Annotated in this window: 20 protein-coding genes and 1 pseudogene; 8 read left to right on the plus strand and 13 right to left on the minus strand. The window is 67.5% G+C overall.

Annotated features, from left to right (window positions below):
- Positions 1 to 787: 787 nt before the first annotated feature.
- On the minus strand, positions 788 to 2,425 hold the full coding sequence (gene pruA / locus ACIBL3_RS43700; protein WP_396359922.1) for an L-glutamate gamma-semialdehyde dehydrogenase: 1,638 nt from the start codon (positions 2,423 to 2,425) through the stop codon (positions 788 to 790).
- A 37-nt stretch (positions 2,426 to 2,462) separates the two neighbouring features.
- A complete protein-coding gene (locus tag ACIBL3_RS43705; protein WP_396359923.1) occupies positions 2,463 to 3,416 on the minus strand; it encodes a proline dehydrogenase family protein in 954 nt (317 codons plus the stop codon).
- A 106-nt stretch (positions 3,417 to 3,522) separates the two neighbouring features.
- On the opposite strand from ACIBL3_RS43705, the gene ACIBL3_RS43710 reads away from it, so the two are divergent.
- The 6 genes and pseudogenes from ACIBL3_RS43710 to ACIBL3_RS43735 all read left to right on the plus strand — a co-directional run bounded on the left by ACIBL3_RS43710 (position 3,523) and on the right by ACIBL3_RS43735 (position 9,485).
- Complete coding sequence (locus tag ACIBL3_RS43710; protein WP_396359924.1) at positions 3,523 to 4,677, plus strand: FAD-dependent oxidoreductase; 1,155 nt, start codon at positions 3,523 to 3,525, stop codon at positions 4,675 to 4,677.
- Complete coding sequence (locus ACIBL3_RS43715; RefSeq protein WP_396359925.1) at positions 4,674 to 5,888, plus strand: allantoate amidohydrolase; 1,215 nt, start codon at positions 4,674 to 4,676, stop codon at positions 5,886 to 5,888. Before ACIBL3_RS43710 ends, ACIBL3_RS43715 begins: the two co-directional genes overlap by 4 nt.
- Before the next feature lie 47 nt (positions 5,889 to 5,935).
- The gene (locus tag ACIBL3_RS43720) at positions 5,936 to 6,640 is read left to right on the plus strand and encodes a GntR family transcriptional regulator (protein ID WP_396359926.1); all 705 of its coding nucleotides are present in this window, start codon (positions 5,936 to 5,938) and stop codon (positions 6,638 to 6,640) included.
- Positions 6,627 to 7,631 (plus strand): Ldh family oxidoreductase, encoded by a 1,005-nt coding sequence (locus ACIBL3_RS43725; RefSeq protein ID WP_396359927.1) that lies wholly within the window; start codon positions 6,627 to 6,629, stop codon positions 7,629 to 7,631. The genes ACIBL3_RS43720 and ACIBL3_RS43725 overlap by 14 nt, the downstream gene beginning before the upstream one ends.
- Positions 7,632 to 7,635: 4 nt before the next feature.
- The gene (locus ACIBL3_RS43730) at positions 7,636 to 8,424 is read left to right on the plus strand and encodes an MOSC domain-containing protein (RefSeq protein ID WP_396359928.1); all 789 of its coding nucleotides are present in this window, start codon (positions 7,636 to 7,638) and stop codon (positions 8,422 to 8,424) included.
- Between the two features lie 36 nt (positions 8,425 to 8,460).
- Positions 8,461 to 9,485 (plus strand): annotated as a pseudogene (locus ACIBL3_RS43735) (proline racemase family protein).
- Between the two features lie 2 nt (positions 9,486 to 9,487).
- Here the strand turns inward: ACIBL3_RS43735 and ACIBL3_RS43740 are convergent.
- From ACIBL3_RS43740 to ACIBL3_RS43765, 6 genes are read right to left on the minus strand one after another with little or no spacing between them, the layout of a single operon-like run.
- A complete protein-coding gene (locus ACIBL3_RS43740) occupies positions 9,488 to 10,609 on the minus strand; it encodes a mandelate racemase/muconate lactonizing enzyme family protein (RefSeq protein WP_396359929.1) in 1,122 nt (373 codons plus the stop codon).
- On the minus strand, positions 10,606 to 11,655 hold the full coding sequence (locus ACIBL3_RS43745; RefSeq protein WP_396359930.1) for an alcohol dehydrogenase family protein: 1,050 nt from the start codon (positions 11,653 to 11,655) through the stop codon (positions 10,606 to 10,608). The genes ACIBL3_RS43740 and ACIBL3_RS43745 overlap by 4 nt, the downstream gene beginning before the upstream one ends.
- Positions 11,655 to 12,581: a glycine betaine ABC transporter substrate-binding protein gene (locus ACIBL3_RS43750; protein ID WP_396359931.1), complete on the minus strand. Its 927-nt coding sequence runs from the start codon at positions 12,579 to 12,581 to the stop codon at positions 11,655 to 11,657. The genes ACIBL3_RS43745 and ACIBL3_RS43750 overlap by 1 nt, the downstream gene beginning before the upstream one ends.
- A 36-nt stretch (positions 12,582 to 12,617) precedes the next feature.
- Positions 12,618 to 13,589 (minus strand): ABC transporter permease, encoded by a 972-nt coding sequence (locus ACIBL3_RS43755; protein WP_396359932.1) that lies wholly within the window; start codon positions 13,587 to 13,589, stop codon positions 12,618 to 12,620.
- Positions 13,586 to 14,818 carry a glycine betaine/L-proline ABC transporter ATP-binding protein gene (locus tag ACIBL3_RS43760; RefSeq protein WP_396359934.1) on the minus strand — a complete coding sequence of 411 codons (1,233 nt, stop codon included), beginning with the start codon at positions 14,816 to 14,818 and terminating at the stop codon, positions 13,586 to 13,588. The genes ACIBL3_RS43755 and ACIBL3_RS43760 overlap by 4 nt, the downstream gene beginning before the upstream one ends.
- 18 nt (positions 14,819 to 14,836) lie before the next feature.
- Entirely contained in the window at positions 14,837 to 16,186 is a 1,350-nt protein-coding gene (locus ACIBL3_RS43765; protein ID WP_396359935.1) for an aromatic ring-hydroxylating dioxygenase subunit alpha, read from the minus strand.
- 109 nt (positions 16,187 to 16,295) lie between these two features.
- On the opposite strand from ACIBL3_RS43765, the gene ACIBL3_RS43770 reads away from it, so the two are divergent.
- The gene (locus ACIBL3_RS43770) at positions 16,296 to 17,078 is read left to right on the plus strand and encodes an IclR family transcriptional regulator (protein WP_396359936.1); all 783 of its coding nucleotides are present in this window, start codon (positions 16,296 to 16,298) and stop codon (positions 17,076 to 17,078) included.
- An 80-nt stretch (positions 17,079 to 17,158) separates the two neighbouring features.
- Positions 17,159 to 17,899 carry an IclR family transcriptional regulator gene (locus ACIBL3_RS43775; RefSeq protein ID WP_396359937.1) on the plus strand — a complete coding sequence of 247 codons (741 nt, stop codon included), beginning with the start codon at positions 17,159 to 17,161 and terminating at the stop codon, positions 17,897 to 17,899.
- Positions 17,900 to 17,908: 9 nt separating this feature from the next.
- On the opposite strand, the gene ACIBL3_RS43780 is transcribed toward ACIBL3_RS43775, so the two are convergent.
- The 5 genes from ACIBL3_RS43780 to ACIBL3_RS43800 are packed head-to-tail and all read right to left on the minus strand — an operon-like array spanning position 17,909 to position 24,020.
- A complete protein-coding gene (locus ACIBL3_RS43780; protein WP_396359938.1) occupies positions 17,909 to 19,015 on the minus strand; it encodes a mandelate racemase/muconate lactonizing enzyme family protein in 1,107 nt (368 codons plus the stop codon).
- A gap of 14 nt (positions 19,016 to 19,029) precedes the next feature.
- Positions 19,030 to 20,535, minus strand: a complete 1,506-nt coding sequence (locus ACIBL3_RS43785) for an aldehyde dehydrogenase family protein (RefSeq protein ID WP_396359939.1) — start codon at positions 20,533 to 20,535, stop codon at positions 19,030 to 19,032.
- Positions 20,536 to 20,560: 25 nt separating this feature from the next.
- Positions 20,561 to 21,457: a 4-hydroxy-tetrahydrodipicolinate synthase gene (gene dapA / locus ACIBL3_RS43790; RefSeq protein WP_396359940.1), complete on the minus strand. Its 897-nt coding sequence runs from the start codon at positions 21,455 to 21,457 to the stop codon at positions 20,561 to 20,563.
- Positions 21,458 to 21,493: 36 nt separating this feature from the next.
- The gene (locus tag ACIBL3_RS43795) at positions 21,494 to 22,876 is read right to left on the minus strand and encodes an FAD-dependent oxidoreductase (RefSeq protein ID WP_396359941.1); all 1,383 of its coding nucleotides are present in this window, start codon (positions 22,874 to 22,876) and stop codon (positions 21,494 to 21,496) included.
- Positions 22,877 to 22,886: 10 nt separating this feature from the next.
- Entirely contained in the window at positions 22,887 to 24,020 is a 1,134-nt protein-coding gene (locus tag ACIBL3_RS43800) for a 2Fe-2S iron-sulfur cluster-binding protein (protein ID WP_396359942.1), read from the minus strand.
- Between the last annotated feature and the right edge of the window lie 18 nt (positions 24,021 to 24,038).

The following is a 24,038-nucleotide window of genomic DNA, read 5'->3' on the forward strand; positions in this document are numbered from 1 at the left end:
GACGATCAATCTCAGCTGGAATTCAGCGGGTTCGGGGTTCGAGTCCCTGGCGGCGCACAAAAGCCCAGGTCACACGAGTGCCCTGGGCTTCTTCATGCCCACAGGGCACCTTTTATTCGACCTTTTCAGCCACACGGCTCCACCGCCGACTGGGCGGTGCGGCCTTCGGCTGATCGTGACTGTGCGTCACATCATATCGGCTCGCGACCCTACCGACCACGCCGATCGTCCACGCCGGCCGGGCGTTGAACAACCAACCCGCTCACCGGTTGGAGACATGCCGAGGCCACCGCTGCGCATCGAACCTGGGGAGAGATCTCCACCAGGACCACAAAGACCAACAAGTACGGCAAGCCCACCAAGATCAGTCAAGTCCGCGCGGCGGACTTGGTTGCGCCGACGGCCGTGACTGCGCGGACCTTGCCTTCGTGGTCGCGGAACTTGGCGTGTGCCACGCGCCATGAGACTCGCCGTCGCTACGGCGCCATCACCGTCAACCCCGCCCGCGAAGTCGACACCATCGAAGGTCCACCTAAGACCCCACCCCGAGCCCTCACACCGCCAAAGAAGCCACCCTCCTCCACAAGAGCCTGACCGCCGACGCCCAGCGGAGCTGATGGACCTCGAGCAACGGCAGCGCATCATCGACGTCGACCTCACGTACGACGCGCTGTGTCGGCGCTCCCGCAGCGCTGCACACACCCGCCGGGCGAGCGTGGTCGTCCTGATGACCACGAAGCGACGGCACGCGTCGGGGGTCATCGTGTCCGATGCGATCGCCAGATTGTCACCGAGCCAGGTAGGGGTAGGTCCAGTCCGTTGCGGGGGTGAGGGTCTCCTTGATGAACCGTGGCGAGATCCAGCGCTGCAAGGCGAGACGGGAGCCGGTTCGGTCGTTCGTCCCCGAGGCACGGCCGCCGCCGAAGGACACCTGGCCCATCAACGCGCCGGTCGGCTTGTCGTTGATATAGGTCATGCCTGCGGCGTTGCGGAGTGCGTCGAGGGCCGTCGAGACGGCTCGCCGGTCGGAGGCGAAGATCGACAGCGTCAGCGCGTAGTCGCTGGCCCGGTCGACTTCGCGCAGAACCGTGTCCCACTCGCTGTCGTCGTACACGTAGACCGTGAGCAGCGGACCGAAGAACTCCTCCGACATGCTGAACGCGGTCGGGTCGGTGGTGGTGTAGACCGTCGGGTCGACGAACCAGCCAGTCGAGATGTCGGTGGTGCCACCGACCAGCAGTTCGTGGCTGTCGAGCGCGTTCGCGCGGTCGAACGCCGACCGCAGGCGATTCGCCGCGGACCTGTCGATCACGGCACCGACGTACGTCTCGTGCTTGGTCGGGTCTCCGACAGGCAGTTCGCGGACGAGGTCGACGAATTCGTCCCGAAGCTTGTTCCATACCGACCGCGCGATGTACGCACGCGACGCGGCAGAGCACTTCTGGCCCTGGTACTCGAACGCCGCACGCACAAGCGCGGTTCGTACGGCGGCGACGTCAGCGGTCGGGTGGACGACCACCGCGTTCTTGCCACCGGTCTCGCCGACCAGGCGCGGGAACGATCGATAGGAGTCGAGGTTCTCGCCGACCGCCCGCCACAGGCTCCGGAAGACCTCGGTGGAACCGGTGAAGGTCAGTCCGGCGAAGTCCGGATCCGCGACTGCGGTCGCCGAGACCGCGGCCCCCGACCCGTGGACCAGGTTGATCACGCCCGCCGGCAGGCCGGCCTCCTCGAGCACGCGCATCGTGACCTCGGCGGCCAGCGCGGCCATGCCGGACGGCTTCCACACCACGGTGTTGCCCATCAGCGCCGGAGTCGTCGGCAGGTTCACGCCGATCGCGGTGAAGTTGAAGGGCGTCAGGGCGAGGACGAAACCCTCCAGCGGGCGCTGGTCGAGGATGTTGATGTCACCGGGCAGGGACACCGGCTGGTCGGCGTAGATCTGCTGGGCGAGGTGCACGTTGAAGCGCATGAAATCCGCGAACTCGCACGCCGCGTCGATCTCCGACTGATGGAACGTCTTCGACTGCCCCACCATTGTCGCGGCGACCAGCTCGTCACGGTACTTGCCTGAGGCCAGGTCACCGGCGCGCAGCATGATGGCCGCGCGTTCCCACCATGGCGTCCGCGACCACTCGTGCTGTGCCTCGAGTGCGGCCGCGATCGCCTTCTTCGTCACCGTCTCCTCGGCGACCGCCATGGCGCCGACAACGCTGGCGTGTGCGTGCGGCTCGACGACCCGCGTGGTCTCGGCGGTCATGATTCGCTCGCCGTTCACGACGTGCGGGATCTCCCGCGGGCTGACCCGGAAGTTCTCGATCGCGGCGGCGACCGAGCGCGCCTCCGGTGATCCGGGCGCGAAGTGCCGGGCCGGCTCGTTCTTCGGAGCGGGCACGCGCGGGTTGGCGGCAATGCTGACAGACATGATGTGAGGGTTCCCTTCGAATGCGGTGCTGATGGCGTTACGACCCGACGACCGAACGCAGGAAGAGCAGGAGATTGGCGGGCTTCTCGGCCATCCGGCGGGTCAGGTACGGGTACCACTCGGTGCCGTAGGGCAGGTACACGCGGACCCGGTAACCCTCACGGACCAACTGCTCCTGAACGTCCCGCCGTACACCGTGAAGCATCTGGAATTCGAAGGAACGCTTGTCGATGCCGAGCTCTCGCGCCGTCTGCTTGACGGTGTCGATACAGGCGTCGTCGTGGGTCCCGAACGCCGGATCGGGCAGGTTGGCCAGCGCCCACCTGGCCAGGTACTGGTACTGCGCGGTGACGTCGTCGCGGTCGAGGATCGCCAAATCGACCTTCTCGTCGAAGGCTCCCTTGACCAGGCGGATCCTCGGCGGGTTGGCACCGAAACCGGCGAGGTCCTCGAAGGTCGTGCGCAGGTACGCCTGGATCGCGACCCGGGTCTGCGGGTAGTCCACCTGGATCCGCCGGAAGATGGCCAGCGTCTCGCGGCCCACGGAGCTGTGCTCCATGTCGACCTCGACCTCGCACCCATGGGTGCGGGCGGCCTCGAGCAGGCGCCGGAGGTTCTTCTCGCACCGCTCGGCCGAGATCACGATCCCAAGCTGCGAAAGTTTGACCGAGACCGTGGCGTCCTGGCTGCGCGGCGCCATCCCCTCGATCACGCGCAGGTACTCCTCGGTGGCCGCGTCCGACTGCTTCAGGTCGTGCACCGACTCACCGAGCAGGTCGAGGCTGACCTCGATCCCGGCCGCGTTGAGCTCCGCGGTCACGTCGAGCGCCTCGGCGAGCGTCGTACCGGCGACGTATCGCTGGACGATCGGGCGGGTGAGCTTGCTCTTCGTGACGATCCTCCCCAGCTTCTTGTTCTCGGACGCCAGCAGAAGCAGCTTGTTCGGCATCGGGAGGCCCTTCCGGTCGATGATGCGGCGCAGCTCCTTCACCGTAGTTTGTGATCACAGAATGGCGCAAGAGGTCGGGCTCAAGCGTGAACCCCGATCGACAGAACCCCATAGACAGCAGTTGTGATCACATGAGACTCTCGTTTTCATGGCACGAGAGCACTCCACGTACGTCGTCGTCGGCGCGGGCCTGGCCGGCGCGGCGACCACCTGGCGCCTCGCGGAGGCCGGCCACGACGTCACCCTCGTCGAGCGGGGCGAACCCGCCGACCACCGGGGAAGCTCGCACGGTTCGGCCCGGATCTTCCGCTACGCCTATCCGTCGGCGCTCTACACCGATCTCGTTCTCCGCGCCCGGCCGCTGTGGTCCGAACTGGAGGCGGCCGCGGGAGAGCGGCTGATCACCCGGACCGGCTGTCTGGACTGGGGTGAACGGCGCGATCCACTCGCACTCGCCCGCTCGCTGGAAGAGATTGGTGTCGAGCACGAGGTGCTCACCCCGGCGGCCGCCTCGGAACGGTGGCCGATCCGGTTCGAGTCGACCGTGCTGTGGCACGCCGACGCGGGCGTGATCGACGCGGAGCGCTCGGTCAACGCGATGGTGGCGCTCGCCAACTCCCACGGTGCCCGGCTGCGCACCGGCTGGGACGTGCGGAAGGTCGAGCGGACGACGACCGGGTACCGCCTCCGCACGTCCGCAGGTGACACCATCGACGCCGAGCACGTGATCCTCTGCGCCGGCGGCTTCCTGCCGCAACTGCTGCACAACCTCGACGTCGACGCACGATTCGTCGAGGCAATGCCGGCACTCAAGGTCACGCAGGAACAGGCCTACCACTTCCCGTACGGCGACAGCGACGACTGGCCGACCTTCATCCACAAGGCCGACGCGATCCAGACCTACAGCCTGCCCGGCGGCCGGGACGCGGAGTTCCGCGGTCAGAAGCTGGCGGAGTACGCCGTCGGGAAGGCGATCGGATCGGCGTACGAGCAGGACGGCCGGATCGACCCGGCAAACCGCGAGCGGCTGATCGCCTATGTCAAGGAGAACCTGCCGGGTCTCGTACCCGAGCCGTACGCCGAGACCACCTGCCTGTTCACGACCACGCCCACCGAGGACTTCGTGCTCGACCGCACCGGGAACCTGACCGTGATCTCCCCTTGCTCGGGACACGGCGCGAAGTTCGCGCCGCTGATCGGGCTCTTGGCCGCCGCTCTCGCCGGCGCTCGCACTCCGGCCGCGGGTCGTGCTGTGCTGCCCCGCGAATTCCTGGTCGGTGGCAGCCTGCGGGGGGCGCTGTGACGGCATCATCGATGCTGGCCGCCCTCGCCGACGTCGGCCGCGATCCGGCCCGCGGTGGCTACAGCCGCCCCGTCTTCGCACCGGCAGAACTCGAGCTCCGCGAGTGGTTCGTGGCCGAAGCCAGGCGCCTGGGCCTCGACGTCGAGACCGACCGGAACGGACTGATCTGGGCCTGGTGGGACGCGCCCGGCCGGCCGCGGACGAACGCGGTGGCGACCGGGAGCCACCTGGACTCGGTGCCCGGAGGCGGCGCCTTCGACGGTCCGCTCGGCGTGGTGTCGGCACTCGCGGCCGTCGAGCAGCTGCAGGCGATCGGGCACACGTCGGATCGCCCGATCGTCGTGGTCGTCTTCCCGGAGGAGGAAGGGTCGAGATACGGAGTGCCCTGCCTCGGCTCCGGGCTGCTGACAGGCACGATCTCCGCCGACCGGGCGCTCTCCCTCAAGGACGAGTACGGCGACACACTCGCCGAGCTCCTCGATCGCAACGGCATCGACCCCGCACGAGTCGGGCCCGATCCGGATGCGGTCCGGCGGATCGGTGCCTTCGTCGAACTCCATGTCGAACAGGGCCGCGGCCTCGTCGACCTGGCCGAGCCGGTGGCCGTCGGTCGCAGCATCATCGGCCACGGCCGGTGGAAGCTGCGCTTCGAGGGCCACGGCAACCACGCCGGTACGACGTTGATGTCCGATCGCAATGATCCGATGATTCCCGCGGCCCAGACCGTCCTCGCAGCCGAGACCGCCGCGCGTGCCGTCCCGGGAGCTCGTGCGACCGTCGGCAAGCTGGTTCCGGTTCCGGGCGGTTCGAACGTCATCGCCTCGACGGTGGATGTGTGGCTCGACGTACGTCATCCCGACGAGTCCACCTTGGCGCCGCTGGTCGCTGAGATCAGTGCGCAGGCCGACCGGCTGGCAATCGCAGCCGGCTGTCGAACGCAGGTCAGCTGCGAGTCCTACAGCCCGGCAGTCCACTTCGACCCCGACCTGATCCGGCGCTGCCGCGAGATCCTTCCGACCGCAGCGCTGCTCGACACCGGAGCCGGACATGACGCCGGCGTCCTGGCGCCGTACACGCCGTCGGCGATGCTGTTCGTCCGCAACCCGAGCGGGGTCTCCCACTCCCCCGAGGAGTACGCCGAAGACGATGACGTCGATGCCGGGGCCCACGCCCTCACCGAGGTCCTGGCGAAACTCTCGGCCACGGCATGAGCCGGTTATCGTCGTCGTGTCTTGCTGCCGACGCGATGGAGTTCTCAGTGGTCACAGGGCCCGGCGACGTGAGCGAGAGCGCCAACCCGACGCTCGTTGCGGACCAGGTCTACGAGATCCTGGCCCAGCGCATCTTCGACGGCGATCTCGCCGCGGGCGATCGGTTGCCGGTCCGCGACCTGGCCGAACAGGTCGGCACGAGTGTGATGCCGGTTCGCGAGGCCATCCGGCTGCTGGTCGAGAACGGCCTCGCGGTGACGCACCCGCATCGGGGCGCCCGGGTCCGGGCGTTCACTGTGCACGAACTGCTGGACCTGTACGAGGTACGGACCGTTCTCGAGACCGAGGCCGCCCGCAAGGGCGCGTTGTCCGTCACCGGCGAGGACCTCGAGGAAATGCGCGGCGCGTGCGAGCGGATGTACCGGGCCGTGGTCCAGGGCCGGGTCACGGAAGCGCTCGACGAGGACGAGAATCTGCTGCGACGGCTCTATCGTGCCGGCGGCAACGACGTACTGATCGCGACCATCGAGTCGCTCTGGACCCAGTGCCGGCCGTACAAGGTGATCGGCGCGCGGGCGGCTCTCGAGGCTCGCGACTCGTCCTTGTGGACTCCCCAGCCGGCTCTCATCGACGCGCTCAAGGCCGGCGACGCCGACCTGGCCGTCATGATCACGCGTGATTCACTCATCAGCGCGCGGCAGCGGCTCGAGCGGGAGATCCAGTCACCGGAAGAGACCGATGGAGACACCTGACGTGGTCGACCTGTCCCGAAGAGAGCTGACTGCGCTGTGCGAGCAGGCGCTCCTCGGCGCCGGCGCCACCTCCGCGCAGGCGGCGATCCTTGCGGAAGCAACGGCGCAGGCCGAGTTGCTCGGCCGGCGCGCAGTGGGTCTGTCGCATCTCCTCGACTACCTCGACGGCTTCGGTACTGGACGCATCTCGGCGACCGCCGTACCCAAGGTCGAGCAGCGCACCACAGTGATCTCGGCCATCGACTGTCGAGAAGGTCTGGCGCAGCACGGGTTCGAGCTCGCGCTCCCCGGACTGTGCTACGCCGCCGCCGAACACGGGCTGGCCGTCGCGGCGCTTCGCCGGTGCTTCACCGCGGGCGAGCTCGACTACTACGTTCGCACGCTGAACCGACAGGGGCTGATGGGACTGGCGTTCGCTAACTCCCCAGCGCTGATGACCGTTGCCGGGGCACGAGGTCCCCTGCTCGGGTCCAACCCGCTCGCGTTCGGCATACCCCTGCCCGACGACCGCCGGCTCGCCGTCGACCAAGCCTCCAGCGCAACGGCCTGGGTGTCGCTGCGGGAGGCCGCGATGGCTGACGCACCCATCCCCGCCGGCTGGGCCGTGGACAGCGACGGTACGCCGACGACCTCTGCGTCAGCCGGCCTCGACGGAGCGTTGTTGCCGTTCGGCGGCTACAAGGGCGGAAACATCGCCCTGCTGGTGGAACTGCTCGCCACGCTCGCCGGGGGCCTCTTCTCCAGCGACGCACCGCCGTTCAACAGCGGTACTGCCTCGCCTTCGGTCGGCGTGGTGATCGTCGCGGTGGCGATCGCAACGCTCGACCCAGGCTACGCCGACCGACTCGAGGCGCAGTTGGCTCGCTGGAAGACCGAGCACGGCGCCGATCCCGGCGTCTGGACGACCCACGACGAGGCGGAAACCTGCTCGGTGTCTCGCGAGGTGTACGACCAGCTGCGCGCATTCACCCCTGGCCGCGCGGGAGGCTGAGCTCATGCCGATCAGCGTCACCGTCACGCGCCTGTCGATCACTCCTGTCAAGGGACTGGCCCTCCACCATCCCGATTCGATCGACCTGACGTCCCAGGGCGTCGTCGGCGACCGGCTGTTCTACCTCGTCGACGACAGTGGAAAGCTGCAGAGCTGCACGGGCAACCCCAGCCTGTACGGACTCCAGGCGACGTACGACGACGAGACCCGTCGCCTCGAGATCGCCCGCGGGGACGAGCTGATGTACGGCGGAACCGTCGAACCGGCCGTGGCTGTCGAAACCGACATGTGGGGGCTTCGCACGATCACGTCAGACGTCGTCGCGGACCCCGTCTGGAGCACCTTCTTCTCCGACGTCGTCGGGCGGCGGGTCCAACTGGTCCAGGCCCGTGCGCCGTCCTATGACGTGCAGCCCGCCACCCTGCTCGGGATTGGTTCCGTCGCGGAGCTGGCGCGGCAGTCGGGCCTCAGCGAGGTCGACTCGCGGCGCTTCCGGATGCTGATCGAGTTCTCGAGCGGCGAGCCGCACATCGAGGATTCCTGGGCGGGGAAGCGTCTTCAGGTCGGCGACGCGGTCCTGCGGGGCGGCGGTCCGGTCAAGCGCTGCGCCGCCACCACCCGCAACCCCGCCTCCGGCGTCGTCGACCTGCAGACGCTCCGGCTGATCACGGCGTACCGCGGTCGCCAGGACTCCGTGCTCGGCGCCGGCGCGATCTTCGGCGTCTACGCCGACGTACTCGAACCCGGCACGATCTCAGTCGGCGACACCGTGGAAGTCCACGACGAGGCCTGAACATCGAAAGGATGCGCCATGCGCTTCAGCAAGGTCATGAACGTCGTGGGCTGCCACGTCGGCGGAGAGGTCGGCAACGTCGTCGTCGGCGGAGTCGGTGATGTCCCGGGCGACACGATCTTCGACAAGCGCCTGTACCTGGAGCGGGAGCGGGACGACATCCGGCAGCTGCTGTTGAAGGAGCCGCGCGGATCCATGATCCGGTCGGCCAATGTCGTCCTCCCGGCCACCCATCCGGACGCGGCCATGGGCTTCGTGATCATGGAGTCGGAGGAGTACCCCGCGATGTCCGGCGGCAACACCATCTGCGTGGCCACCGTTCTCCTGGAGACCGGCATGGTGCCCATGCAAGAGCCCGTCACCGAGCTTGTCCTGGAGTCCCCGGCCGGTCTGATCAGGCTTCGTTGTGAGTGCCGGGACGGAAAGGTTCTCAGTGTCCGCTTCCGCAATCAGCCTGCCTTCGTATATCACCTGGATGCGCACGTCGAGGTGGAAGGGCTGGGCACGGTGACACTGGACGTGGCGTGGGGAGGGATGGCCTACGCGATCGTGGACGCCGCCGGCGTCGGGTTCGACATGGTGCCTGACGAGGCGCGGGATCTGTGCGTTGTCGGGCAGCGCATCAAAGCAGTGCCGCGGAGCAACTGGACGCCGTACATCCCGAGAACCCACTGTTCGCAGGCGTCACCATCACGGAGTTCACCAACCCCGTCCGCCGGGAGAACGGGATCCTGCATGCCCGCAACGCCGTTGTCGTGTCACCTGGGCGTATCGACAGGTGCGCGTGCGGCACCGGCACCTCGGCGCGGTTGGCCGTCATGCACGCGCGCGGGGAGATCGGCGTGGGAGAGACCTTCGTGCACGAGTCACTCATCGGGAGCCGGTTCGAGAGCACCATCGAGTCGCTGACCACGGTGGGAGACTACGAGGCGGTGATCCCCAGCGTGGCGGGCCAGGCCTGGATCACCGACATGTCGCAGGTTGGCCTGGACCCGACCGATCCCTTCCCTCTTGGTTACACGCTCTCGGACAGCTGGATGAACCTCGGCGCCGAGTCCTGAGCTCAGAGCGCCCAGACCGTGGGTTGGCCGAGAGCGGCCTCGTCCACGTCGATGCCCAGACCGGGGGCATCGGGGGGCAGGACGCCGCCGCCCTCGCTGCGGGCGTCGAAGGTCGCGATGCGCGGTGTCACCATGTCCTCGCAGTTGAGCACCCCCCGCAGCAGCCGGGGTGGGACCGTGGCACCGAGGTGCACGATGCCGGCGTACGCGATCGTCGAGCCGACGGTGTCCTGCACGCTCAGCGTCAGGCCGGCCGCGCGAGCCATGTCGCGATGCCGCCGGGCCCGGGTCAGTCCACCGGCCTTGGAGATCTTGATCGAGATGCCGTCCGCGGCATCGTTCGCCACCGCGAGGGCGATGTCGTCATCCTGCTGTGCGAGCTCGTCGAGGACGATCGGGTACGCGCACCGCCGGCGAACCGACAGGGTTTCCCGCCAGGTCGCGCACGGCGCCTCGAGGACGAAGTCCAGCCCAGGCGGCAACAACCGGAGCATCCTGAGGACATTCTCCGGTGGGAGGCCACCGTTCGCGTCGACGACGTAGAACTCGCCAGTCCGCCGGTCGGCCAAGCACGCGGCGATCCGCTCGGCGTCCAGCGCGGGACCGCCCTCGCTGTCGAGGGCGCCGATCTTGACGGAATGGCCTTGATACCCGCGCGCTCGGTGATCGGCCACCCGGCTGCGCATCTCCTCGGGATCGCCGGCGTGAATCGACGAGATCAGCGGCATCGGTACGCCGGTCGACCCGCCGAGCAGCTCACACACCGCAAGACCGACGGACTTGCCCAAGATGTCCCAGCACGCCACGTCCAGCGCGGTCTTGGCATGGTTGTGGCCCAGCAGCGCCTCGTCCATGGCGTCGCTGATCCGGTCGAGCCGGCGAGGGTCCCGACCGAGGAGATGCGGCGCGATCTCGGCGATACCGGCGCGGACGCCGTTGGCGTGCGCCGCGATGTAGGTGGAGCCGAACGGTGTGCTCTCACCCCATCCCTGAGTGCCGTCGTCACAGGTGATCCGGACGATGGAGGCGTCGAACGAGGTATAGGTGCGACCGCCCGACAGCCGGTAGACGCCGCCGGTGTAGGGCAGATCGACCTGGAAGAGTTCGATGCGCGAGATCTTCATGTCGATCCTCCAGGTGGCGGGACGAGAACCAGCTTGCCGACGTGCTGTTTGGTGAGGAAGGCATCCTGGGCCCGGACGATCTCGGCAAGCGGATACGTCCCGGCGATCACCGGTCGGATCTCGTCATGCTCGACGTACCGAATCAGGTTCTCGAACACCTCGTCGGTCTGGAAGGTGCACCCGAACAGGGTGAGATCCTTCAGATAGAGCGTGCGCAGGTCGATCTCCGCGATCGGCCCGCCGATGGCGCCGGCGATCGTGTAGCGACCGCCCCGGCGCAACACCTCGAGAAGTTGCGGCCATTGCGGGCCGCCGACCAGATCGACGACCACGTCGACGGACTCGGTGCCGAGAACCTCGGCGAGATCCCGCCCGCGCTCGACGATCTGGTCCGCCCCGTGCTTGCGGACCTCCGTCGCCTTGTCGGCCGAGCAGACGGCGATCACCGTGGCGCCACGACGTTTGGCCAGTTGTACGGCGGCGAGACCGACACCTCCCGATGCCCCGGTGACCAGCACGCGCTCGGCCGCGACGGAGGCACGGTGCAGCATGTTCTCCGCGGTGGAGTAGGCACACGGTATGGCCGCGAGTTCGGCGTCGGTCCAATCGGACTCGACCGCGTAAGTCTCTCTCGCCGGAGCAACGGCGTACTGCGCGAAACCGCCGTCGCACTCGCTGCCGAAAGTCCAGCACTCGAACGGCCGGTAGTCGACGTAGCTGCGCAACATGTTGCGCACCAGGACCCGCTCGCCGATCCGGTCCTGCGGCACCTGGTTGCCGACCGCAACGATGCGGCCGCAGACATCCGCGCCCTGGATCCGGGGGAACTCCAGCGGGATCCCGGACCAACTGGAGTCCTCCCCAGCTGTCTTGGCGTACCAGCCAATCCGCGTGTTGATGTCGGTGTTGTTGATCGCCGCGGCGGCGACCTCGATCAGCACCTCGCCCGCGCGCGGGCGAGGTACCGGTACGCCGGATCGGTACTCCAGCTTCTCGAGGCCGCCATGGCCGGTCAGCAGAACCGCGCTCATCGTCTCCGGCAGCATCACTGCTTCTTGAGGTACTGCGCCAGGTTCGTGGCGAAGTCGGGGTTCTCCTTGAGCCACGCCGCGACCGCGTCCGCCTCCTTGCCCGGACCGAACTTGTTGACGATCGTGTCCTCCAGGCTGCCGTACTGCTCGTCGGTGAGCTTGAAGTGCTTGATCATCTCGGCGACCTCAGGAGACTCCGCGGAGAAACCCTTGTGCGCCAGCGTGTGCAGGGCCTCAGTCGAGCCGTACGCCTTCTTCGGGTCCTCGAGCGGACGGACCGGGAACGCCTGGTTGGCCCAGAACGGCTTCCACAGCGTCACCACGATCTCCTGCTTCGCCGTGGTGGCCTTCTTCAGCTCCGTCAGCATCGCGGTGGTCGAGGAGAGCACCAGCTTGTAGTCCTTGTCCAGCCCGTACTCCGGGAAGGCCTTCTCCTTGGTCAGCTTCGTCAACCCTGCCCCGGGCTCGATGCCGATCACCTTGCCGTTGAAATCGCCGGCGTGACCGGGCAGGTCGGCGATCGACTTGATACTCGAGTACGTCGGGACGGCCATGAAGAGCCCGGCGTTCGGGTAGTAGGTGGACAGATCCTCGAGCTTGTCGCCGTACTGGTCCATGTAGGCCTTGTGCGTGCGCTCCGGCCAGGCGGAGCCCATGATGTCGATGTCGCCCTTGGCCATCCCCGCGAACAACGGCGCGTTGTCGCTGAGGTTCACCTGCTTCACCTTGTAGCCGGCCTGCTCCAGGATGTTCCCCAGCAGGTACGCCGTTCCGGTCTGGTCGGTCCATCCCTCGACCGAGCCGATCGTGATGGTCTTGTCGTCGCCGGAACCAGAACCGCTACTGCCACTGCTACTTCCACCGCAGGCGGACAGGAGCAGCGCGAGCGCTGTGACGGCCGCTCCCAGCCGCACCGGAATCCTCAGGTGTCGCTTCTTCATCATCGTCCTTTCTCGGGGTTTCGGGTGGTCGCGGCGCTAGCCGCCGACCTTCACTGCCACGACGTCCGTCGTCTCTCCGGCCTGGTCTTCCGCCCCTTCGGCAGTCGGCTCCTCGTCGTCGGTGGGCCGTTCCTTCCGCGGCCACAAGCCCAGGCCGCGCCGGCCGTCGGCCGGGCCGATCGAGGCGGTGACGCGATCCAGATAGATCGCCAGGATCACGACCGACAGTCCCGCCTCGAAGCCGAGACCGAGATCCAGCGTCGCGATGGCGGATGTCACCTGGCCGCCCAGCCCTTCGGCCCCGACCAGACCGGAGATGACTGCCATCGACAGGGCCAGCATGATGACCTGGTTGACGCCGGCCATGATCGTCGGCATCGCCAACGGCAGTTGTACACCGAGCAGGGTCTGGCGGGGCGTGGCACCGAACGCGTGCGATGCCTCGACCATCTCCGCGTCGACGGTGCGGATCCCCAGTTCGGTGAGCCGGACGCCGGGCGGAAGGGCGAAGATGATCGTCGCGACGACGCCGGGGACGACGCCGATGCTGAACAGGGTGACGACCGGCACGAGCCACACGAACGCGGGCATCGTCTGCATCAGGTCCATCACCGGTTTGAGCACCGCGCTCGCCCATCGCTTCCTGGCAGCCAGTACTCCCAGCGGGAGTGCGATGACAACCGCCACCACGGTGGAGACGAGCACGAGCGCCAGCGTCTGCATCGCGGCCTCCCACTGGTCCATGCCGATGATGAGCAGCAGGCCGAGCAGCGCGACGGTGGCGAACTTCCACCCCCTCAGGACCAGGCCGAGCAGCGCGAAGACCAGCGCGAGCACGACCGGGTCGGGAAGCTGGAGCAGCGAGATGAGGTTGTCGACGGTCGCGCCGACGACATCGCTGACGCCTTGGAAGAACCCGGCCAGATTGGTGTTCAGCCAGTCGAAGAAGTCCTTGATCGCGTCGCCGACGTGGACCCTGGGAACGTCGATCAATCCGGAGATACTCATCGCGCGGACACCTCCATCGCTGACCGCGGTACGCCGTTGACGTGCGCCGCGCCGTTGGTCTGGCCCAGAGCCTGGAGCAGGGTGACCCTGGCGAGCACGCCGACCAATCGGCGATCGTCGTCCACGACGGCAAGGGCCTTGGGAGTGCCCGCACTCACGGCGAGCAGTTCGGACAGGTGGGTGTGCTCCGGCACGCTGACCACCTGGTCGTCGATGATGCCCTCGAGGCTCTGCGCCCCACTGGCCACGGCGGCCACGACGGCTTCCTCGTCGACCGCGCCGCACAGCCGCTTCTCCCGATTGACCACGAACAGGCGCGCGGTCTGGTGCTCACGCATCAGCTTGTGCACGGATCTGGGTCCTTGCCCGGATCCGATCAGCGCGACCGGCGGGGTCATCACCGCGCCGGCGGTCAGCACCCGCGTCCGGTCGACATCCTGGACGAACTGAGCGACGTAGTCGTTGGCCGGATCGTTGAGAATCTGCTCGGCGGTCCCGATCTGGACGATCCGGCCGTCGCGCATCATCGCGATCCGGTCCCCGAGCCGCATGGCCTCGTTCAGGTCGTGGGTGATGAACAGAATCGTCTTGCCCAGCTTGTGCTGGAGCTCGACCAGCTGGTCCTGCATCTCCCGCTTGATCAGCGGATCCAGGGCGCTGAACGCCTCGTCCATCAACATGATGTTGGTGCCCGCGGCGAGCGCCCTGGCCAGACCGACCCGTTGCCGCATACCTCCGGAGAGCTGCCCCGGGAGCGAGTCCTCCCAGCCCTTGAGCCCGACGAGCCGCAGTGCCTCCTTCGCCCGGCGCTCGTACTCGTCCCTTCCGATGCCCTGGATCCGCAAGCCGTACGCCGCGTTCTCGCCCACCGTGTGGTGCGGGAACAACGCGAAGTGCTGGAAGACCATGCTGACTTTCTCGCGACGCATCCGGCGCAGCTGCTGGTGATTCATCGTCACGACGTCGTCGCCGTACACGCGCAGCTCACCGGCGGTCGGCTCCAGCAGGCCGTTCACCATCCGGATCAACGTCGACTTGCCCGAGCCGGACAGGCCCATGACCACGAAGATCTCGCCTTCGCGGACCTCGAAGGACGCGTCGATCACCGCGGCGGTGATGCCCTCCTTGCGAAGTTCGTCGCGGGTCGCGCCGTCTCGCAGTCGCGCGACACCACGCTCGGGGCGTTTACCGAAGACCTTGTAGGTGCTCTTGGCAACGATCGCGTTCATAGCGGACTCCCTGTGCTGTCACTGGCCGGAGGCTTGGGTGAGCATGTTCAACTGCCGGCCGCCGAGGCCGAAGTGCGCGCGCAGGCGCCCGATGTACCAGTTGATGAGCGCCTCGACGTCGTCTTCGATCAGCCCGTAGGGGCCAGGCTCGTAACCGGGGTCGGCCGCTCCCCGCTGTGCCATCTCGACGAGCACTCGGTCCTGGTCGTTCGTCGCACGCCAGGTGGCAGTCAGCGACTCGACGTCGTAGTCGACGCCTTCCACGGCGTCGGCGTGGACGAGCCAGGTGGTGCGAACCAGAGTCTGGTCCGGGGCGACTGGCAGGACGGTGAAGACCACGGCGTGATCGCTGAGCAGATGGAACCACGAGTTGGGCTGCAGGTGCAGCGACATGTCACCAAAGGCGGAGACCGTGAGGTCACCCATCAGCTTGCGGCTGAGTTGCGCACCCGCTGGCCCGAAGGAGGCGCCGTCGCCTTGGAGCGGCAGATGGGTGAGCTGGTACCCGCTGACGCGGGTGTCGAGCTCGCGATGAGCCGCCCGCGGGATCTTGACGACGCTGCAGGCCGAGTTCAGTTGATCACCAGCGGCCAGATAGCGCTCGAACACCGGGCGCAACCGCGCAGCGATCCCCTCCTCGGAGGAGCGGACCAGTGGCACAGCCGGACCGAACGGGAAGTAGGCGTCGATCAGCTCAGGGTGCGAGGCGTCGCAGTGCTGACACTCGCGGTTGTTCTCCATCACGAGCTTCCAGTTGCCGCCCTCCACCAGGTCGGTCTGGTGCGCGACCTTCGCGTCCTGGAGCCGGTACGGCGCCAGGTACGGCTCGATCACCGCGGCGACCTCGTCGAAGTCGGCCGGCGGCTCGTCGGCCAGGCACACGAAGATCAGGCCGCCGACGGTCCGGACGTTGACCGACTTGAGGCCGAACTGGCTCTTGTCGAAGTCGCGGCTCTGTCCCTCGGCGAAGATCAGGCTTCCGTCGGTGCGGTAGGTCCACTGGTGATAGGGGCAGACCAGGTTTCCGACGGCGCCACACGGGTCCTGCAGGATCCGGGCGCCGCGGTGCCGACAGACATTGCGCAGCGCACGGACCTGCTCGTCGTCGTCGCGAACGACGATGACCGAGTGCGGCCCGATATCGACCGTCACGTAGTCGCCCGGCTCGGCCAGCTCCGCCTCGGCGGCTACGAACAGCCAGTGCTTACCGAAGATGACGCCCAGGTCGAGGTCGTAGACCTCCCGGCTGGTGTACAGCGGCCCCTCGAGGCTGTAGCCGACGGCTCGACGCTCGACCAGCGCGGCGATATCGGCGTGGCCGGAGTGGTCGGCCGGAGAGGTGGCGGGGGGCTCGGTCGCGAAGTTCACGAGTGGCTCCAGACAAGACTGAGGTGGTAATTTTGTTGCACATTGTGGGACAGTCGTGCAATACGAGACGACGCTAGGTGTGTCTCACTTCACTGTCAAGAGGTCCGCCATGAGAAATAGTCGCGCTCCGCGAGACAATTCGGTTCACTCGGTCGACCGGGCGATCTCGATCCTTCAAGTCCTCGCGCGTCTGGGAGCGGCCGGTGTCACCGAGATCGCCGCCGAGCTCGACGTCCACAAATCCACCGTGTCCCGACTGCTGAGTACGCTGGAAGCGCGAGGACTGGTCGAGCAGAGCGCGAGTCGCGGCCGGTACCGCCTCGGCTACGGAATGGTTCAGATCGCGGCGGGTGCGACCCATCAGCACGACCTGTCCGTCATCAGCCGGCCGATCTGCCGTGAGCTCGCCGAGGTCGGAGGTGAGACCGTCACCGTGGCCGTCCAGGACGGGCACGACGTGGTCAGCATCGACCAGGTGATCGGCTCCTCGACGGTCACCACGGTGAACTGGGTCGGTCAGCGCACGCCGATGCATGCCACCTCGGCCGGCAAGCTCTTCCTGGCGAACATGACTCCCGCAGAGCGGACGAGCATCCTGGCCGGCGAGCTCGAGCGATACACCGAACACACCATCGTGGACGCCGACATCCTGGAACGGGACCTCGAGGTGGTGCGTCAGGAGGGCTACGCCCACACGCTGAACGAGCACGAGGTCGGTCTCGCGGCGATCGCGGCACCCATCCGTTCTCTCGACGGCGAGGTGATCGCCGCCTTGTGCATCTCCGGGCCGTCGTTCCGCATCAACGAGGAGAGCAGGGCGACGATCGCCAAGCACGTGGTCGCCGCCGCCGCGGAGATCTCGACCCGTGTCGGCTACCCCAAGGTTGGCTGAGGGCTTTGCGGAGGGGCGCCCTGTATCTTCGCTCTGTGAGCGAAAGTGGCGGAACCGCGCGAGACAATTCGGTCCAATCCGTGGACAGGGCCATTTCTGTCCTGCAAGTCCTGGCCAGGCTCAAGAAGGCAGGCGTCACCGAGATCGCCACCGAGCTGTCCGTGCACAAGTCGACGGTGTCCCGGCTGCTCGGCACCCTGGAGGCCAGAGGCCTGGTCGAGCAAGCCGCCAGTCGCGGTCGCTACCGACTCGCGTACGGCGTCGTACAGCTGGCCGAAGGCGCGAGCAAGAAGCACGACCTCGCCGTCATCAGCCGCACCGTGTGCGACGCACTCGCGGAGGATGTGGGCGAGACGGTCAACGTCGTCGTCCACGAGGGCCGCGCGGTCGTCACCATCGACCAGGTGATCGGCTCGGCGTCGATCACCACCGTGAACTGGGTCGGCCAGCGTGATCCTCTGCACGCGACGTCGGCCGGCAAAGTCTTCCTCGCGAACATGCCCCGCGCGGAGTTCGAGACCTATGTCAGCGCGGAGCTGGAACGCTTCACCGACCACACGATGGTCGACCCGGGCGTCCTGGAGGCCGACCTGGCGCGGGTGCGTGACAACGGCTACGCCTCGACCTTCGAGGAGCAGGAGATCGGGCTCGCGGCCGTCGCGGCACCGATCCGGTCCCTCGACGGCGAGGTCATCGCCGCGCTGACCGTCTCCGGCCCGACCTTCCGCATCGATCGCGCGAGCATTCCGAAGATCGCCGAACGCCTGCTGCCGGCCGCCGCCCAGATCTCCGAACGCAACGGGTACCCGAAGGCCGGCTGATCGAGCCGCTCAGCTGAACGACAGGATCGGAGCCCCGAACCTCGCCACGTCTGGGACGACACCGAGACCGTCTCCGGTCGGCACCTTGATCCGGCCGTTCTCGATCCGCGGCCCGTTCTCTTCATCGTAATGTTCCTGGATGTACGGCGCCGCGATCCACGCGCCGTCGAATCGCGAAGGCGCGACCGTTGCGCCGACGTGCACGCAGGCGGCAGCGATGATGTCACCACCCCAGGAGTCGTCACAGGTATGCGGCATCGATCCGGCCGCGCAGATGTCCCGGATCGTCCGCATCGCGGAGATTCCACCGACTCTGGTCAGCTTGTGGCCGAAGCCGTCGACCAGGCCGGACGATACGGCGTGCATGACCGCATTGACGTCCGTGCCGAGTTCGTCCAGGTAGAGCGGATGGTGCAGCCGGTGGCGCAGTCCGGCCAGCTCCGCGAGCGAGCCGCAGGGCTGTTCGAGGACGAACGGAATGTCGCGGCACTGCTCAGACAGCGCGATCGCGTCGCGCGAAGTGAGCGCACGATTCGCATCCGCCGCGAGTTTCGTTCCGGGTTCCCGCACTTCCGCGACCCGGCGAATGGTCTCGATGTCCTCCTCGACGTCCCGGCCGCCGATCTTCAACTGTAGTCGTTTGAACCCCTCAGCCTGTCGCTCCTTCGCCTCCCTCGCGGCCTCCTCCGGCTCTTTGACACTGATCGAGTAGTACGTCGGAACCGTTTCGCCGGTTGCTCCGCCGAGTAGATCGCAGACGCGGCGGCCGTAGCTCTTACCGCAGATGTCCCACGCCGCGATGTCGACTGCTGCTTTGGCGTAGCGGGACCCGTTCAGGGCTCGGTCCATGGCGTCGTGAAGGAGGCCCAAGTTCCGGGGATCCAGCCCGATGAGGTGTGGACCGATCTCCGCCAACGCCGCCCGCGCCCCGAGGACATGTTCGGGCGCGTACGTCGGCCCGACCGGGCAGGTCTCGCCATAGCCGACGGTGGCGCTGTCGGTGATGACTTCGACGACGGTGCTCTTGAGCAGCGACACGGCGGACAGCGACATCCGGTAGGTGCCGCCGACCACTGGCAGATCGACATTGTAGATGTTGATGGTCGAGATTCTCATGATTCGCTCCTCGATCAGCGGCCGTGGTAGTGCATGACGTGCTTGGTGCGCGAGTAATCGTCGAGCGCGTACACCGACAGATCACGGCCATAGCCCGAGCCCTTGAACCCGCCCCACGGCACCTCGTTGGCGAGCACCAGGTGGGAGTTGACCCACACGGTGCCGGCGTCGAGCCGCGCGGCCACATCGTGGCTGCGACGGGCGTCGTTCGTCCAGACCGATGCGGACAAGCCGAGCGGTACGTCGTTCGCACGCTGCACGGCCTCGTTTTCGTCGGAGAACGTCTCGACCGTCACCACGGGCCCGAAGATCTCTTCCCGGGTGCACGCGGCACCGGCGGGTACGTCGACGAGCACGGTCGGCTGGACGAAGTAGCCAGTCCCCTCGATGGCCCCGCCACCGACAGCAGCCCGGGCTCCTTCGGCGAACGCGCGGTCGAGGTGTCCGAGGACCCGGTCGTAGTGTGCCTTCGACACGAGCGGACCGACCTCGATGTCGTCGCCGGCGTCCGGGGTACCAACGGCCAACTCGCGCACCTGTGCCACCAAGCGTTCCACGAGTTGGTCGGCGACGGACTCATGCACCAGCACCCGGCAGGCGGCACCGCATTCCTGTCCCGAGTTGTAGAAACCCGCCGTGCGCAGCGAGGTCGCGACCAGATCGAGGTCCGCGTCTTCGAAGACCACGACGGGGGCCTTGCCGCCGAGTTCCAGGTGAACGCGCTTGAGAGTGTCCGCCGCGGCGCGCGCGACGGCCCGGCCGCTGCCGACCGATCCGGTCAGCGCGATCATGTCGACCTTGGCGTGCGCAGCCAGAGCGGAACCCACCATGGGGCCGAGACCGGTCACCACGTTGAGCACGCCCGGTGGCAGCAAATCGGCGACCAGTTCGGCGAATTTCACCGTGGACAATGGCGTCTGCTCCGACGGTTTGATCACGGTGGTGTTGCCCGCGGCCAGGATCGGCGCGAGCTTCCATGCCGCCATCAGGAGCGGGTAGTTCCACGGTGTGACCACGCCGACCACACCGAGGGGTTCGCGCAGGATCACCGAGAGGTGCGACTCGGCGTAGTCGCCGGCCGCCATCGTCGTGGTCGCCCGGAGCGCGCCCGCCATGAACCGGAAGGTATCGATGGTGCCGTCGACATCGTCGCGCGCCACCGAGAGCGGCTTGCCGGTGTTCGCCGACTCCAACCGCACGAGGACGTCGTAGTTCTTCGCCACCCGATCGGCGATGGCGTGCAGGACCTCGGACCGCTCCTTGGGTACGACGCGCGCCCAGGACTCCCTGGCCTCGACCGCGGCCGCGACCGCCCGATCGACGTCCGCTGCCTTGCCTAGGGCAACCTTGGCGATCGCCTCTTCGGACGCAGGGTTGACGATGTCGAGCAACTCGGCCCCCGGGGCCTCCCGGAAGGCGCCGTCGATGAAATGGCCGGCCGGTGGCAGGTCCGACGCGTCGAGTGTGATCGCGTTCGGCGGACGCCGTACGACGCTTGCAGGGTGATCGGTGACGGACATGTGCACTCCTCCGGCGGTGGGCTGATCAGACGGTCGCGGACAGCGAGAACGGAGCCGCAAGCCGGGCGATGGTCTCGGCGACCACCGGCTCGAGGGGATTGGCCGGCAGTCGCGGGTTCCCGATGGCGAAGCCCGTCGCGCCGAGCGCCGCCTTGACCGCCGGGGCGAACGGTGCGGCCATGATCGCGTCGACGAGCGGGTAGATCTGGTCCCAGACGCGGCGCGCTCGATGGAGATCGCCCTCGCTCATGGCCGCGTGGATCGAGACCAGCTCGGCCGCGAGAACGTTCGCCGTACCGGCCATGATTCCGGCCGCGCCCTCAGCGAGCGCGGCAAGGGCCAGAGCGTCCCAGCCGACCACGGTGGCGATGACGTCGCCGTACAGGTGAATCAGTTGCCCGGCCTGGGCGATGTCGCCGGAGGTGTCCTTGATGTACTGGATGTTCTCGACCTCGCGAGCGAGTTCGCCGACTAGTGCGGGGGTCATGTTGACCCCGGTGGCGATCGGGAGGTTGTAGAGCATGATCGGCAGGTTCACCGACGCGGCGACGGTGCGCAGGTAGCGCTTGGTCTCGTCGATCGTCAGCGGCTCGTAGTACGGCGCCACGATCATCAGCGCCGACGCACCCGCCTGCTCCGCATGGCGCGAGAGCTCGATGGCTTCGGCAGTTGACTGGGCACCGGTTTGCGCCACTACAGGCACCCGGCCTGCCGTCTGATCGATCACTGTCTCCACAACGTGCCGGCGCTCGGATGCACTGAGGGTGGTGAATTCGCCGGTCGAGCCGCAGGCAACGACACCGTGGACACCGCCCTCGATGTTGCGATCTACGACCCGACGCAGGGTGGCCTCGTCGACCGCACCGTCGTTGTCGAAGGGGGTGAGGAGGGCGGAGAGTACGCCGCTCAGACGTGCTGACATGCTCGGACTCCTTGAGGGTTTGAAGAGGGCAGGGCTTTACGACGCTGAGCTCGGCGGCACGGGAGCAGCGCAGCGATCGGTACGCAGGAGTTGCTCCACGGTCTGCGCGGCGACGAGTCCGGTATGCACCGCGGTCTCCGTGTACTGGGTGCCGAGGTAATCTCCCGCCAGCATCACCCGGCTGTTGCGCCGTGTGAGGATCGGCTGGAGCTTGCCGCGACCGGGGAAGCAGTACGGCGATGCCTCCGGCCACCGAGCGATCTCCGCCTCGACCAGTTGAGCCGCCGTTCCCGGCAGCACCTGATCGAGGTCGTCGACGAAGGTCTTGAGAATCGTCTCGTCGTCCTGTTCGAGGAGCCGGCGGGCGACGCCGGCCGGTGAGAACGCCATGAAACTGCTGCCCGGCTGTCGCTCCGGCGAGTTGCCGCGCACGTTGTTGGACATGTTGAGCACTACGGTGAACGAGCGCTTGGGGGTGGCGACCGCGTAGGTGTCGTCCCAGGGCTGGCGTTCGGTTTCGCCGGTGAGGAAGGCCGCGCTCACGAACGGGCCGTACTTGACCTGCGCGAGCGCATCCCGGAGGCCGGCGTCGAGATCGACCCCGATCCGGTGGCTCACGCTCGCCGTGGTGGCCAGGACGACGCTGCGGGCCTCGACCTCCTGCTCGACGCCGTACTGCCGATAGCGAACCACCACGGAGTCCTTCTTGTGCACGACTTCCTCGACCGTCGCACCGAGTTGCACCGCTTCACCCAAGCCCTCGGCGATTCCCTCGGTCAGGGTGGACGGACCCCCGACGATGCTGTGCGACAGGCCGGCGCCGATGTTCCACACCAGGTTGAAGTACCCGACGCCGGCACCCGCGGAGATCTGGTCCATCTCGGCCGAGGACCTGGTCACCGTCGGCTTGAAGAGGGCCTCGGCGTCCTGGGGAAGATCTCCGATGAAGTCCGCGAAGGAACGGTCGTTCATGAAGTCGTAGACCCGCTGCTGACGAGCGGCCTCGTCCTCACCGGGGCGGCGCTTCGAGAGCCGGGCGTAGCGCGCCACGGCGAGGCGGACCTTCGCGCCGGCCCTTACCAGACTGGCCCGGTCGTGCCACGACATCGGAACGCGGAACGGGAACGTCTCGACCCGGCCGGTCAGCAACAGGCGCCCGTTCATGCTGAGGCCGGCCAGGTTGCCGGGCACCGGGCGTGACTCGAACCCGGTGTCCTTCAGCAGCGACTGGGTGGACGACGCGGGACTTCCGTCGTACACGTGACCGCCCCAGTTCAGCCAGTACGGACCACGACGCTCGGATCGGATCCGGCCGCCGACGCGGTCGCCGGCCTCGAGCAGCAACAGGTCGCGGTGGCGAAGCCGCCACGCCGCGGCCAGGCCGGCGATACCGCCACCGACGATCACCACGTCCTTCATACGTCCTCCATCAACTGTCGATCCGCAGATCGCTGAGGGGCTTGGAACAACAGATCAGGACCTTGTTCGCTGCGATCTCGCGGGGCCGGATGCCGCCGTTGTGCCGCATGTCGACCTCGCCGGAGAGCATCGTCGTCTTGCAGGTCCCGCACATGCCCTGCGCGCAGGAAGCCGGCGGCCTTAGGCCCGCGGCATAAGCAGCGTCCAGCACGTACTCGTCCGGACCGCAGGTGACCGTGACGCCGCTGCGAACGAACTCGACGCTGAACGTCGTACCCGCATCGGCTTCCCCTGCGGACAAAGGGGAATCGTCACTGTCGATAGCGGGAGGAACCTGCGCAGCCGGGAGATCCTCGAACGAGAAGCTCTCCTCGTGGTACTTGCGCAGGTCGTAGCCGACTTCGCCGAGGATTCTCCGCACGGACGCCATGTAGGCAGCAGGCCCGCAGGTGTAGGTCTCGCGCTCGTGGAGATCTGGTGCGAGGTCTTGGAGCATGGCCGTGGACAAGCGCCCGCGGAGTCCCGTCCAGCGTTCGGAGGGATAATCTCCCTCGCACACATGGACGACCCGGATGCTCGGCATCACCGCGGCGATCGCGTCGAGCTCGCGCCGGAAGATGATGTCCGCGGGAGTGCGGGCGCTGTGCACGAACAGCACGTCCGCGTCCGAGCCGAGGTCGAACAGCGTGCGCGTCATCGACATGACCGGCGTGATCCCGCTGCCCGCGGACAGAAACAGGTACTTCGGCGCCGGCGGGGCCGTCAGCGTGAAGGCGCCCAAGGGTGCGTCCGCGGTGATCCGGGCGCCGGGGACCATGGTGTCGTGCAGCCAGTTCGATACCGGGCCGCCCACGACGCGTTTGACCGTGATCGAGATCAGGTGCGGCCGGGTCGGCGGCGACGAGATCGTGTAGGAACGACTGACCGTCTCACCGTCGAGCTCGATCAGGAGGGTGATGAACTGACCGGGTTCGAAGGTGAAGGCGCGCTCGCCCTCGGGTTCGAAGTGGAAGCTCTTCACGTCGTGGGTGATCTCGAGGACGTTGCGGCACACGAGAACCGCGCGGTCCTCGTCACCCCAGCAGTCCGGCGCCCACGGCGGCGGCACCAGGCGAGACCGCTGGTCGGCTTCCGCAACCACCATTTCACTAGCCTCCCGTAG

Origin of the sequence: Kribbella sp. NPDC050124, assembly GCF_044460355.1 — a bacterium.
GTDB lineage: Bacteria > Actinomycetota > Actinomycetes > Propionibacteriales > Kribbellaceae > Kribbella.

Bases quoted from the DNA above. Each gene is read 5' to 3' on its own strand.
- pruA (WP_396359922.1), bottom strand. From the start codon at position 2,425: ATGTCTGTCAGCATTGCCGCCAACCCGCGCGTGCCCGCTCCGAAGAAC.
- ACIBL3_RS43710 (WP_396359924.1), top strand. From the start codon at position 3,523: ATGGCACGAGAGCACTCCACGTACGTCGTCGTCGGCGCGGGCCTGGCC.
- ACIBL3_RS43725 (WP_396359927.1), top strand. From the start codon at position 6,627: ATGGAGACACCTGACGTGGTCGACCTGTCCCGAAGAGAGCTGACTGCG.
- ACIBL3_RS43730 (WP_396359928.1), top strand. From the start codon at position 7,636: ATGCCGATCAGCGTCACCGTCACGCGCCTGTCGATCACTCCTGTCAAG.
- ACIBL3_RS43740 (WP_396359929.1), bottom strand. From the start codon at position 10,609: ATGAAGATCTCGCGCATCGAACTCTTCCAGGTCGATCTGCCCTACACC.
- ACIBL3_RS43745 (WP_396359930.1), bottom strand. From the start codon at position 11,655: ATGCTGCCGGAGACGATGAGCGCGGTTCTGCTGACCGGCCATGGCGGC.
- ACIBL3_RS43750 (WP_396359931.1), bottom strand. From the start codon at position 12,581: ATGAAGAAGCGACACCTGAGGATTCCGGTGCGGCTGGGAGCGGCCGTC.
- ACIBL3_RS43755 (WP_396359932.1), bottom strand. From the start codon at position 13,589: ATGAGTATCTCCGGATTGATCGACGTTCCCAGGGTCCACGTCGGCGAC.
- ACIBL3_RS43760 (WP_396359934.1), bottom strand. From the start codon at position 14,818: ATGAACGCGATCGTTGCCAAGAGCACCTACAAGGTCTTCGGTAAACGC.
- ACIBL3_RS43770 (WP_396359936.1), top strand. From the start codon at position 16,296: ATGAGAAATAGTCGCGCTCCGCGAGACAATTCGGTTCACTCGGTCGAC.
- ACIBL3_RS43780 (WP_396359938.1), bottom strand. From the start codon at position 19,015: ATGAGAATCTCGACCATCAACATCTACAATGTCGATCTGCCAGTGGTC.
- ACIBL3_RS43785 (WP_396359939.1), bottom strand. From the start codon at position 20,535: ATGTCCGTCACCGATCACCCTGCAAGCGTCGTACGGCGTCCGCCGAAC.
- dapA (WP_396359940.1), bottom strand. From the start codon at position 21,457: ATGTCAGCACGTCTGAGCGGCGTACTCTCCGCCCTCCTCACCCCCTTC.
- ACIBL3_RS43795 (WP_396359941.1), bottom strand. From the start codon at position 22,876: ATGAAGGACGTGGTGATCGTCGGTGGCGGTATCGCCGGCCTGGCCGCG.
- ACIBL3_RS43800 (WP_396359942.1), bottom strand. From the start codon at position 24,020: ATGGTGGTTGCGGAAGCCGACCAGCGGTCTCGCCTGGTGCCGCCGCCG.